The 12592-nt window shown below is 37.8% G+C and carries 11 protein-coding genes; 10 read left to right on the top strand and 1 reads right to left on the bottom strand.

Annotation, left to right across the window (positions count from 1 at the left end; translation table 11 throughout):
• Positions 1–28 precede the first annotated feature (28 nt).
• The 8 genes from fliD to prfB all read left to right on the top strand — a co-directional run bounded on the left by fliD (position 29) and on the right by prfB (position 9256).
• Complete coding sequence (fliD, locus tag AC07YC_RS12710) at positions 29–2272, top strand: flagellar filament capping protein FliD (RefSeq protein ID WP_494919562.1); 2244 nt, start codon at positions 29–31, stop codon at positions 2270–2272.
• Between the two features lie 23 nt (positions 2273–2295).
• Positions 2296–2655 (top strand): flagellar protein FliT, encoded by a 360-nt coding sequence (gene fliT, locus AC07YC_RS12705; RefSeq protein ID WP_336636207.1) that lies wholly within the window; start codon positions 2296–2298, stop codon positions 2653–2655.
• Positions 2656–2865: 210 nt separating this feature from the next.
• Complete coding sequence (gene fliS / locus AC07YC_RS12700) at positions 2866–3276, top strand: flagellar export chaperone FliS (protein ID WP_494919560.1); 411 nt, start codon at positions 2866–2868, stop codon at positions 3274–3276.
• A gap of 195 nt (positions 3277–3471) precedes the next feature.
• Positions 3472–3852: a PilZ domain-containing protein gene (locus tag AC07YC_RS12695; RefSeq protein ID WP_336636209.1), complete on the top strand. Its 381-nt coding sequence runs from the start codon at positions 3472–3474 to the stop codon at positions 3850–3852.
• Between the two features lie 99 nt (positions 3853–3951).
• The gene (gene hpf / locus AC07YC_RS12690; protein ID WP_336636210.1) at positions 3952–4503 is read left to right on the top strand and encodes a ribosome hibernation-promoting factor, HPF/YfiA family; all 552 of its coding nucleotides are present in this window, start codon (positions 3952–3954) and stop codon (positions 4501–4503) included.
• Positions 4504–4644: 141 nt separating this feature from the next.
• Positions 4645–7155 (top strand): preprotein translocase subunit SecA, encoded by a 2511-nt coding sequence (gene secA, locus AC07YC_RS12685; RefSeq protein ID WP_336636211.1) that lies wholly within the window; start codon positions 4645–4647, stop codon positions 7153–7155.
• A 361-nt stretch (positions 7156–7516) separates the two neighbouring features.
• Positions 7517–8050 (top strand): competence protein ComK, encoded by a 534-nt coding sequence (locus AC07YC_RS12680; RefSeq protein WP_336636212.1) that lies wholly within the window; start codon positions 7517–7519, stop codon positions 8048–8050.
• Between the two features lie 101 nt (positions 8051–8151).
• A protein-coding gene (prfB, locus tag AC07YC_RS12675; RefSeq protein WP_216604756.1) for a peptide chain release factor 2 occupies positions 8152–9256 on the top strand; the annotation gives its coding sequence in 2 pieces (ribosomal slippage) (positions 8152–8226 and positions 8228–9256; 1104 coding nt in all).
• 40 nt (positions 9257–9296) lie between these two features.
• Here the strand turns inward: prfB and AC07YC_RS12670 are convergent.
• On the bottom strand, positions 9297–9806 hold the full coding sequence (locus tag AC07YC_RS12670; RefSeq protein WP_144788465.1) for a competence protein ComK: 510 nt from the start codon (positions 9804–9806) through the stop codon (positions 9297–9299).
• 226 nt (positions 9807–10032) lie between these two features.
• Between AC07YC_RS12670 and AC07YC_RS12665 the strand changes: the two genes are divergently transcribed.
• Both AC07YC_RS12665 and uvrB read left to right on the top strand, forming a co-directional pair.
• Complete coding sequence (locus AC07YC_RS12665) at positions 10033–10281, top strand: IDEAL domain-containing protein (protein WP_144788464.1); 249 nt, start codon at positions 10033–10035, stop codon at positions 10279–10281.
• A 327-nt stretch (positions 10282–10608) separates the two neighbouring features.
• The gene (gene uvrB, locus AC07YC_RS12660) at positions 10609–12588 is read left to right on the top strand and encodes an excinuclease ABC subunit UvrB (protein ID WP_336636214.1); all 1980 of its coding nucleotides are present in this window, start codon (positions 10609–10611) and stop codon (positions 12586–12588) included.
• Positions 12589–12592: the final 4 nt, after the last annotated feature.

The following is a 12592-nucleotide window of genomic DNA, read 5'->3' as shown; positions in this document are numbered from 1 at the left end:
AAATAGAATTGGTGGATTAGCCTCAGGGATGGATATCGACAGTTTAGTTGATAAATTGATGAAGGCAGAGCGTGCTCCGTTATATAAACTACAACAACAAAAGACAAAATATGAATGGCAACGTGATGCCTACCGCAGTATAAATGCAAAACTAAAGACTTTCAGTGATTATACTTTCGATAATATGATTTTATCAAGTAATTTTGTGAAAAAAAATACTACAGTAAGTGGTGTTAACAGCAGTAAAGTATCAGTAAAATCAGGGACTGGGGCTGCTGGAAGCTTAGATATTCAATCAATTAAACAACTTGCGACAAATGCAAGCACAGGTGTTAGCAATATAAATCAGACGAGTCATCGATATGCAAAAGGCACAGATTCTTTAAATTTATTGAAGGATAGTGAAGGAAATCCAATTACTGGAGGTGTGATAAATCTTAATATAACAACAAAAGGCGCTGATGGTGTAGAAACAACGGTGCCTAAGACAATAACAATCAATAGCAACGATTCAATTGATAGCTTTGTTGATCAGCTTAAAGCTGCTGGTTTAACTGACACAAAATATGACGCAACAACAGGGAAATTTAACATTGGTGGTGCAAATGTAAGTTACTCTTTCGCAGATAGTGCTAGTGAAGAGAAATTAAAAGCATTTGGTTTTTCAACTTCTACTATATCACAAAGTATTAAGCTTACAGACGGTAAAACCATTGCTTCAAAAACCACTTTACTATCAGAATTAGGTATTTCAGCTGGAAACTTTGAATTAAAAGTAGGAAACGACTCAAAATCAGTTGTAATTGACAGCGATGAAACGATTCAATCATTGCTAGATAAACTTAATGCTACAGGAAATGAGATAAAAGCATCTTATAATGAAAAAACTGGACAGTTTTCTATTGCTTCTACAGATGCTAAAAAACCATTAACAGCAGCCGATAATGATTCATACACAATATTAAATAAATTAGGTATTAAAAAAACAGCTACTACTAGTTCTCCACATATTATTGCGAATCAACCTGGTGATTCACCTCAACAACCAAATGGAAACAATGTATTAGGTCATTTAGGTCTAGAGGATGGAAAACTTTCTTTAAATGTCTTACAGGCGAATGGCGAGATGAAAGAAACGACTTTTTCGTATAGTAAATTCGATACAATTGATTCGTTTATTAAGCGTTTAAATACTTCGGGCGCTGGTGTAACTGCGTTATTTTCAAATGGGCAAATAACGATGACTGCAAATAATTCGGGTAAAGCTAATGATGCATCAGTAACAAGTGAAATTCAAGTTGTGGGTGATGCTAATAGTTCCGGTAAACAATTATTAGAAAAGTTAGGTTTCCTAACGCAAGCCGAGGCCTCTACTTCTGGCAATGTAGATCTAGCGTCTACAAGAGGTCAAAATGCAATTTACGCTGTAAATGGACTAGTTATGGAAAGTAAAAGTAATTCGGTTAATATTTCTGGCTATGAAATTAAACTAAATGGTACTTTTAACGAATCAAATATTGATGGAAATAATAGCATTGTAGGAACACCTACAAATAGTATAGGTATTTCTTCTACAAATGATATTGACTCTACGGTAGATAAAATTAAAGAATTCGTTAGTAAATATAATGAGCTAATCGGTGGATTAAATAATCAATTGAAAGAAACTCGGTATCGTGCCTATGCCCCATTAACAACAGAACAACGTGCAGAGATGTCTGAAAGCGAGCAAAAATTATGGGATGAAAAGGCTATGAGTGGTTTATTACGTAGTGATTCAATTTTAAGAAATGGCTTAAGCGACATGCGTAATGCTCTGGGCGGACGTGTAAATGGAATGGGAGATCAAGTAATTGATACACTGGCTGAGATGGGTATTACGACATCAAGTTCTTATAACGATGGTGGTAAATTAGTAATAGATGAAACAAAACTCCGTAAAGCATTAGCTGAAGATCCGGATCGTGTTGTTAATACATTAATTCAAGATGGCGAAAAAAATAGTGCAACTGGTGAGGACACACGTGGACTAGTAAGACGATTGCGTGATTCTATTACAGATTTCACACGTGAGATTGAACGTAAAGCAGGTCGTTCAACGATGACTGACAATCAATATGCGTTAGGTAAATCTTTAATTTCAACTGATGATCGCATTACTAAACTACAAACTCGTTTACAGGATATTGAATCTAGATACTGGAAACAATTCACTGCAATGGAACAGGCAATAAATAAAGCGAATCAGCAATCGAGCATGTTTATGCAATAATAAGTTAGAGTAGGAGAACTATAATGCAACTAACAGAGCAACTATTGCAGGTATCAGCAAATTTATTTAAGCTTTTGGGCGATATTCCAAAGGGTGAAGACCGTGATGAATATATTGAGACCATCAATACTATGTTGGACAAGCGAGGAATGATTATTGAAAGTATAGTTAAGGAAGGCTTTCATTTCGATGAACCAAATCGGATTCATCGTACATTGCTCGAATTAGATAATGGTATTAAACAACGATTGGCTGCTGTCATGGAAGCTGTAAAAAAAGACATGGCTAACCTACAGAAAACGAAAAAAAGTGAAGAGCAATACTTCAATCCCTATGCAAATGTTCGTGTGATGGACGGCATGTATTATGACAAAAAGAATTAACACTTTAACTTCAGTCAGCTTGGTGGAAGCCGCAAGCTGACTGAAGTTAAAGCCCCGGCGTATGTCAAGGATTTTTAAAAGAAGTGAATTGTGCTATCACAATTCAAAATCCCGACACAATTACGCCGAGGCGTAATTGATCAAATAGCTTTTCTTCGGAAAATGGTTTAAACTAGTAAATAAGTAACCTTTCAAAGGAGTTGTCCTTTATTGGCAGCAAATTTAACAGCACAAAATGCGTACAAACAAAATAGTGTAACCACTGCTTCTCCTGGCGAGCTGACGTTAATGCTTTATAATGGATGTTTAAAATTCTTGAATAAGGCGAAACAAGCTATTCAAGAAAAAAATATCCAAGAAAAAAATACAAATCTTATTAAGGCACAGGCAATTATAAGTGAATTAATGGCAACGCTTAATATGGATATTGAGATTTCGAAACAAATGCTACCTCTTTACGAATATATGAGTCGTCGTTTAGTCGAAGCAAATATTAAAAATGATATAGCCATTATTGAAGAAGTAGAAGGATTGGTGACGGAATTCCGCGATACGTGGAAAGAAGTTATTCGCATTAATCGACAACAGCAATTCGGTCAGGGAAACAGCGGACAAATTTAGACACCATTAGGGACCATCAATAAATGATGGTCTCTTTTCTATAAGACAACAATCATCTGCTAGAAATTATCATTAAATAGTCATAAATTAGGCTGTTCAACGGTAAAATATGTTACTTATTCCCCTAGCTGTAAGATGGGCATCGTGTCATAATCAAAGCAATATAAATGTTTAACAATATACTGGGGTGGGAATATGATTTTTAAGCGTCAAGAAGGTTTCCGATTTAAATTTGAGGAGCCTGTTCAAATAACTTTTGCTGTTTATGAAAATGGGCGAGTTAATCATGGGCAGACAGCTATGGCTGAATTGCTGGATATTAGTCCGCGTGGGTTAAAGATGTATACAGAAGTGGATTTAGGTGTGAATCCTCCACCATTGGATATCCATTTTGTGCTTGATACGCAAGAGGTACGGGCTTATGGCGAAGTGATTTGGAGTCGCCCATTTGGCAGTGGTAAGCATTATGGCGTTTATTTTAATGATCAAGGTCGCGTTGAAGAGTTGATTGTAGATGAATTAAAGCTACGACGTAAAAAAGAAGCGGCAGAAGCGAAAAAGCAAAGCCAATATTAATTTTATAAAAGTTTTTTGTAAAATAAAGAATTATTTTAGAGGAATTTCACACACTTGTGTAGAAATAGATAGTATAGCAGTTATAAAGGAGGAGTTTACATGTTAAACTTTAACATTCGTGGTGAAAATATTGAGGTAACTCCAGCTATTCGAGAGTATGTTGAGAATAAAATCGAAAAAGTTGAACGTTATTTTAACGAAGATGTTAACGCCAATGCTAACGTAAATTTAAAGGTTTATAATGACAAGCAAACAAAAGTGGAAGTTACAATCCCAATGAAGAACTTAACTCTTCGTGCTGAAGAGCGTCATAATGATATGTATGCTGCGGTTGATCTCATTGTTGATAAATTAGAGCGTCAAATTCGTAAGCATAAAACGAAAGTAAACCGTAAATTCCGTGAGCGTGAAGGGGCAGGCCTTTATTTTGCTACTACTCAAGCAGTCGTTGATACGACATTGGATGACGAAGAATACTCCATTGTACGTACGAAGCAATTTGATTTAAAACCGATGGATCAAGAAGAGGCTGTATTACAAATGAATATGTTAGGGCATGATTTCTATGTCTTTACAGATGCTGAATCAAACGGCACAAATATTGTGTATAAACGTAAAGACGGAAAATATGGCTTAATCGAAACAACTTAAACTTCATGATGACAAAGGCTCTCGCGATGGCGAGAGTCTTTTTTGTATGACTTTCTTCTGCAAATAGGGTGACTGTTTGCATGAAACTGTTACACAATGGTAAAATGAAAGTTGAATCTATATAGGAAGTGAAAAACATTCATGGCAAACCTATTAAATAAATTATTTGATTTCAATAAACGTGAGTTAAAAAAATTAGAAAAAATCGCTGACCAGGTTGAGGGATTCGCTTCTCAAGTGGAACAGCTTTCAGATGATCAATTACAAGCGAAAACAGAAGAGTTTAAAAAGCGTTATACGGATGGGGAGCAGTTAGATTCGATTCGTGCAGAGGCTTTTGCTGTTTGTCGCGAAGCGTCGAAACGTGTGTTAGAGATGTATCCGTTCCGTGTTCAAGTTATGGGGGCGGCTTCCCTTGATGAAGGTAATATTTCAGAGATGAAGACCGGTGAAGGTAAAACGTTAACAGCGACGATGGCGGTTTATTTAAACGCGATTACTGGTAAAGGCGTGCATGTTGTCACAGTCAATGAATATTTGGCTAGCCGTGATGCTGCTGAGATGGGACAGCTGTACAATTTCTTAGGTCTTACAGTAGGCTTAAATTTAAATAGCCTGTCTAAAGAAGAGAAGCGTGCGGCGTATGAAGCGGATATTACTTATAGTACAAACAATGAATTAGGATTTGACTATTTACGTGATAATATGGTGCTTTATAAAGAAGAGCGTGTTCAACGTCCGCTTCATTATGCTGTCATCGATGAGGTTGACTCGATTTTAATTGATGAGGCGCGTACGCCATTAATCATTTCGGGTCAGGCTGGAAAGTCAGCACAGTTGTACAAACAGTCTAATGCTTTTGTACGTATGTTAAGTGCAGAAACAGATTACACATATGAAGAGTCGACAAAAGGTGTTACATTAACGGATGCCGGTGTTGAAAAGGCTGAAAAGGCATTTGGCATTGACAATTTATTTGATTTAACACATGTCCGCTTAAATCATGCCATTAACCAATCGTTAAAGGCACATGTGAGTATGCATAATGATGTCGATTATGTTGTCCAAGAGGGCGAAATTGTCATTGTTGACGGCTTTACTGGTCGTTTAATGAAAGGGCGCCGATATTCGGATGGCCTTCACCAAGCTATTGAAGCTAAAGAAGGCGTTGAGATTCAAAATGAATCAATGACAATGGCTACTATTACGTTCCAAAACTATTTCCGTATGTACCAAAAGCTTGCAGGTATGACAGGTACAGCGAAAACAGAGGAAGAAGAGTTCCGCAATATTTACAATATGAGCGTTATTGCGATTCCTACGAATAAGCCAATTGCTCGTGATGACCGTCCAGATTTAATTTTTGCTTCTATGGAAGGAAAATATAAAGCAGTAGCAGCTGATATTGCAGAGCGCCATAAGGCAGGACAACCTGTGCTTGTTGGTACGGTTGCGATTGAAACATCTGAAATTATTTCGCAATTGCTGGATAAACATAAAATTCCTCATAATGTACTGAATGCAAAAAACCATGAACGCGAAGCAGAAATTATTGCTAATGCTGGTTCAAAGGGTGCTGTAACGATTGCTACAAACATGGCGGGTCGTGGTACCGATATTAAACCTGGTGAAGGTGTATTAGAAATTGGCGGGTTAGCGGTTATTGGTACTGAGCGACATGAATCTCGTCGTATTGATAACCAGCTACGTGGACGTTCTGGTCGTCAAGGGAATCCAGGGGTAACACAATTTTATCTATCACTAGAAGATGATTTAATGCGTCGTTTCGGTTCAGATAATATGAAGGCGATGATGATGCGTTTAGGTATGGACGATACACAGCCGTTGCAATCAAAAGTTGTGTCGAGAGCTGTAGAATCAGCGCAGAAACGTGTCGAAGGTAATAACTTTGATGCTCGTAAGCGTTTATTACAATATGATGATGTTCTCCGTCAGCAACGTGAAATTATTTATAAAGAGCGTTATGATGTTCTAGAAACAGAAAATATGCGCGTGCTTGTGGAGTCGATGATTCAAGAGACGATTGACAATGTTGTCGGACTCTATACACAAGGTGAGCAAAAAGATTGGAATCTCAAGGCTATTGAAGACTTTGTGGCTGCTAATTTGCTAGAGGAAGGTCAACTAAAAGTAGCTGATTTCCAAGGTAAATCTGCAGAAGACATTAACCAATTGATTTCAGAAGCTGTCCACGCTCGATATGATGAAAAAGAGGAAGAGCTTACAGCAGAGCGTATGCGTGAGTTTGAAAAAGTTATTTTATTACGTTCTATTGATACAAAATGGATTGATCATATTGATGCTATGGATCAACTTCGTCAAGGTATCCATCTGCGGGCATATGGTCAAAATGATCCGCTACGTGAATATCAACAAGAAGGTTTTGCGATGTTCGAAGATATGGTCGCTTCCATTCGCGAGGATGTTGCGAAGTATGCTATGAAGGCCGAAATTCGCAGTAATCTTGAGCGTGAAGAGGTGGCGAAAGGTCAGGCTGTTAATCCGAAAGAAGATGGCGGTCCTGCTCCGAAAAAGCAACCTGTTCGTAAGGCTGAAAATGTTGGACGCAATGATTTATGTCCTTGTGGAAGCGGTAAGAAGTTTAAAAACTGTCATGGTGCAGCTCAATAATAGAAATGGAAAAGATCATTTTAACGGTATGTTGAAATGATCTTTTTTTCTATAGAAAAATAAATTCTTGTCATAAAAGTCAGAATTTATAGACAATAGTAAAATGTGGGTATACAATAGCTGTAATAATAGGGATTTAGGTTTAGTGAATTCTTCTATTATTATCCTAAATAATTAGGTGGGGTGGATTACTAAGGATTGAGAGTGATAAAAGTATTGGAGAAGCTGAGGTGGGAGAAATGAGGGAAAAGAAAGTTTTCCAAGCAATTTCGACTTGTAGAAAAAATCGGGAATGTACGGAACTTGGTATATTCCTTTTTTATTTAGGCTGAAAACATAAGTGCATAAAGGGGGAATAAGGATGCATAAGAAGGATATTATGAGTAGTGAAACTATGCTGTATATGCCTGTGTATGATTCCTTTGGAAATTTATGTACTCGGGTGATGGAAAAAAATAATGACTATATTTCTAAATTACCACCGACGAAGTTAATGGACTATAATCTTCGTTATTATGGTTCAAGCTTAAGAGGGGCTTTCGATGGATCAAAAATGATTTTAGGTAAACTTAATAAAAACCCAATCGTTGTGGATGAGCGTGGGAATATTTTATGGTTTCCAAGCAAATCGCCACTACACCCGGAATGTATATGGTTTGCTGTCCATCATATTGATGAGTATATCTCTGTGGATAAAAAGAGCACAAAGATAATTTTTACGAATAGTGAGGAAATTATTGTAGATGTTAGTGTCAAAACGATAGAGTATCGTATTCAGCGGGCATTTTTATTAAAATATAGATTAGAGAGAAGAACGAAGCATTTACTTGTTCAATATGATCGTGTGAAAGTATTTCAACGTTTTGCACTTGATATGCTGGAGGACGAGACGTAGGATCGTGTTTTTATGTATGTTTTCCTCTGTAAAAACGTTATAATAAAAAGATACGGAGCTTTCATACTAGGCTCCATTACTAACGTTCGGAGGATTTTACAATGATTGAATTAGCAGATGTACGCAATGTGTTAGACACTACAGCCAAAAAATTGGTGGACTTCAGGGGGTCTCTTTGACTTAGAAAACAAAGAGGCACGTATACAGGAGCTAGATGAAATGATGCTAGAGCCAGGGTTCTGGGATGATCAGCAAGGTGCACAGGTGATCATTAATGAGGGCAATGGCTTAAAAGCAATCGTCAATGAATATAAAGAGTTAGAAGAAATACATGAGAACTTAGATATGACACTGGAGCTTTTACGTGAAGAGCCAGACGAAGAATTGCAGGAAGAGTTAGGAAAAGAACTGGTCGAATTCCAACAAAAAATGGCTGATTTTGAGCTGCAATTATTATTGAGTGGTCCATACGATCAAAACAATGCTATTTTGGAGTTGCATCCAGGAGCAGGTGGAACAGAGTCACAAGACTGGGGCTCTATGCTACTACGTATGTATACACGATGGGCTGAGAAGCGTGGTTTTAAAGTAGAAACAATGGATTATCTTCCTGGTGATGAGGCGGGTATTAAATCTGTAACCATTTCGATTAAAGGTCATAATGCTTTCGGTTATTTACAGGCTGAAAAAGGTGTCCATCGCCTAGTGCGTATTTCGCCATTTGATTCATCAGGCCGTCGTCATACTTCTTTCGTTTCTTGCGATGTCATGCCAGAATTTGACGAAAATATTGAAATTGATATTCGTACAGAGGATTTGAAAATTGATACGTATCGTGCGACAGGTGCGGGTGGTCAGCATATTAATACAACAGATTCAGCTGTTCGTATTACACACATCCCGACTGGTACGGTTGTACAATGCCAAGCAGAACGTTCACAAATTAAAAACCGTGAGAAAGCGATGGCTATGTTAAAAGGAAAATTATATCAATTAGAGTTAGAGAAGCAACAGGCGCAGCTTGATGAGATCCGTGGTGAACAGAAGGACATTGGTTGGGGCTCGCAAATTCGCTCGTATGTATTCCATCCATATTCAATGGTAAAAGATCACCGTACGAATGAAGAAACAGGGAATGTCGGAGCGGTAATGGATGGGGATGTAGATCCATTTATTAATGCTTACTTACGTTCAAAAATTAACTAATAGTCATCCCCCAAGAGTTGTTTCTTGGGGGATTTTTTAGTTAAAAGAATGGATGATAGGGTGAGTCTTGACTAAGTTGTTTTCGTTCGTTCATGTAATGTTTGTAGAGCATAGAAGCATTCACAAACTGTTTACTAATAGAAGCGTATTGAATAGGTAGCTCAATCTGTTGATCGTTTTTTAATGTGACCACACATCCTGTTTCGCTCGGCGTAATATTGATAATCGCATGGAGCCCTATCCATATATTATGAATGGAATTAGGTGAATAGGTTGGTAGAAAGATGCAAGGAAACCCATAATCAAAGGCCACGACGATTGGTAGCTTATGTTGATTACCAAAAAAGCGTTTTGCAGATTGCTTTGCTGCTTCATAGGTGGAGCCTAATGAAATACAAGATTTTCGCAGTACATGCATCGGCTTCCGAGTAACAATGAGCTCATTATGTTTGTCTATAACATGAGTGAAAACTTTAGTGTCATGCTGAACTGGTTGGAGCAAGTAAGTGTTAAAGGAAATTAAATAGCCATTTACAAATTTACTAGTCATTTTGGAAGTGCCTCCCTTTTCTATTGATAACCGTAGTGTAGTACATAAAATGAATTTCAAAAAATATACAAAGTAATGAAACAAGGTTGATAAATGAATGAAATGCTTAGAGAGTTTGCTTTAAATTTCACGAGTTTACTAGTTAATCCAAGTTATTTTCAAATCGTAAGCATTGCTTTTTAATTTCAATTTTCATATAATTTAGAAAAGGATCGGGGTGAGATCGTTGGATAAATATTATTCGTACACAGATTTTCTAAAAGCCGTTGGTCAGTCAAAAAAAGTTGATGAGGCAGAGAAATTATTAAACGAGATTTATTTAGATTTATTTTTAAATCGTATCCAGCGTATGCATCGACAAGAGCAGCTCATCATGTTAATAGATAGAGCACTCGATGAAAAAGATGAAAACGCATTTTATCAATACGCAACCGAACTCAATTCCTTGCAGCAAACAGAAGATGAATCATACTAATAATTCCGCTCTCCGCGACTATGGAGAGCGGGATTTTTTTTGGAGATGATAGAGTGGCTGTGCCATTCACCTAATGTATAAAAAGTATTGCTCTAAAAAATGAGAAAAGAGAAGGAACGACTATCATTCTACAATGGACATCTCATTACTAGAGAAGGCTTGAAAACCTGACGAAACGGCTATTATGAGAGTATAAGGTTGAGAATCCATCTTCCATTTTAGAGATAGAAAAAAATTTTACAAACATTCGTTCGTTAAATGTTCGAAATTTTAATATTGCTATGCTAAAATATATGTACAAATTGGAAAGAAAGGACGGGGACAGGTGTGCAAACTTTTGATTTACAAGCGCCATATCAGCCTAATGGAGATCAGCCACAGGCAATTGCGGAATTAGTGGAGGGTGTGAAAGCAGGCAAGCGTCATCAAACATTACTTGGTGCAACAGGAACTGGGAAAACATTTACAATTTCAAATGTAATCCAGCAGGTTAAAAAACCGACACTCATTATGGCACACAATAAAACGTTGGCGGGCCAATTATATAGTGAATTCAAAGAGTTCTTTCCAAATAATGCTGTAGAATACTTTGTTAGTTACTATGATTATTACCAACCAGAAGCCTATGTACCGCAGACAGATACTTATATAGAGAAGGATTCTAGCATTAATGATGAAATTGATAAGCTGCGCCACTCTGCAACCTCTGCATTATTTGAGCGTGATGATGTCATTATTATTGCATCTGTATCCTGTATTTACGGTCTTGGTTCTCCTGAAGAATACCGTGAAATGGTTGTCTCGATCCGCACGGGTATGGAAATTGAACGTAATCAGCTATTGCGCAAACTTGTAGATGTTCAATATGAGCGCAATGATGTTAGTTTTACACGCGGGACATTTCGGGTACGAGGAGATGTAGTAGAGATTTTCCCAGCCTCACGTGATGAGCATTGTATTCGTGTCGAGTTTTTTGGGGACGAAATTGATCGCATTCGTGAGGTAGATGCTTTAACTGGAGAAATACTATCAGATCGAGAGCATGTCGCTATTTTCCCCGCATCCCACTTCGTTACACGAGAAGAAAAAATGCGAAAAGCGATTGAAAACATTGAAAATGAATTAGAAGAACGATTGGCATTATTGCGTGCCGAGGATAGATTATTAGAGGCTCAGCGTTTAGAGCAACGGACACGCTATGATTTAGAAATGATGCGCGAAATGGGCTTTTGTTCAGGGATTGAGAACTATTCACGTCACTTAACTTTACGTGAAGCAGGTGCGACTCCATATACTTTGCTTGATTATTTCCCTGAGGACTTTTTGCTCGTCGTAGATGAAAGTCACGTAACTCTTCCACAGGTACGAGGGATGTACAACGGTGACCAAGCGCGTAAAGGGGTACTCGTTGAGCATGGTTTCCGTTTGCCATCTGCGCTAGATAACCGTCCATTACGTTTTGAAGAATACGAAAATAGAGTACATCAAGCGATTTATGTATCTGCCACACCGGGACCCTATGAGTTGGAGCATACTCCTGAAATGATCCAGCAAATTATTCGACCAACAGGTTTACTAGATCCATTAATTGATGTTCGCCCAATAGAAGGACAAATAGATAACTTAATCGATGAAATTCAAGGTCGAATTGCACGTGATGAGCGAGTATTAGTAACAACGCTAACAAAGAAGATGTCAGAGGATTTAACGGCCTATTTGAAGGAAATGGGCTTAAAGGTTGAATATTTGCATTCTGAGATTAAGACATTAGAGCGTATTGAGATTATCCGTGAGCTGCGGAAGGGCACTTATGATGTACTAATTGGCATTAACTTATTGCGTGAAGGACTCGATATTCCTGAAGTATCACTTGTAGCCATATTAGACGCGGATAAAGAAGGATTTTTACGTTCGGAACGTTCACTCATTCAAACGATTGGCCGAGCTGCGCGTAATGCGAACGGTCATGTCATCATGTATGCAGATCATGTAACCGACTCGATGAAAAAGGCGCTCGATGAAACAAAACGTCGTCGTGAATTGCAAATGGCCTATAACGAAGAGCATGGTATTACGCCTCAAACTATTAGTAAAAAAATACCAGAAGTGATTCGTGCTACACAAGTGGCAGAAGAAGAAAAATCCTATGTAACAAAGGCGACGAAGGGCAAAAAGCTAACAAAGGCAGAAAGAGACCAGCTCGTAGCTTCTCTAGAAATAGAAATGAAGGAAGCGGCAAAAGCGCTAGATTTCGAACGTGCAGCTGAGCTTCGAGATACGATATTTGAATTGAAGGTAGAAGGGTGAATGA

The sequence above is a fragment of the Lysinibacillus sp. GW247-5R2A genome (assembly GCF_059424475.1).
Note: the sequence above shows the minus strand (reverse complement) of the source record. Positions and strands in the feature narration are given on the sequence as shown.

What these genes read in the sequence shown, in the direction of transcription:
- fliD (WP_494919562.1), top strand. Translation starts at nt 29, where the DNA reads ATGGATATCGACAGTTTAGTTGATAAATTGATGAAGGCAGAGCGTGCT.
- AC07YC_RS12695 (WP_336636209.1), top strand. Translation starts at nt 3,472, where the DNA reads ATGATTTTTAAGCGTCAAGAAGGTTTCCGATTTAAATTTGAGGAGCCT.
- secA (WP_336636211.1), top strand. Translation starts at nt 4,645, where the DNA reads ATGGCAAACCTATTAAATAAATTATTTGATTTCAATAAACGTGAGTTA.
- hpf (WP_336636210.1), top strand. Translation starts at nt 3,952, where the DNA reads ATGTTAAACTTTAACATTCGTGGTGAAAATATTGAGGTAACTCCAGCT.
- fliT (WP_336636207.1), top strand. Translation starts at nt 2,296, where the DNA reads ATGCAACTAACAGAGCAACTATTGCAGGTATCAGCAAATTTATTTAAG.
- AC07YC_RS12670 (WP_144788465.1), bottom strand. Translation starts at nt 9,806, where the DNA reads ATGACTAGTAAATTTGTAAATGGCTATTTAATTTCCTTTAACACTTAC.
- AC07YC_RS12680 (WP_336636212.1), top strand. Translation starts at nt 7,517, where the DNA reads ATGCATAAGAAGGATATTATGAGTAGTGAAACTATGCTGTATATGCCT.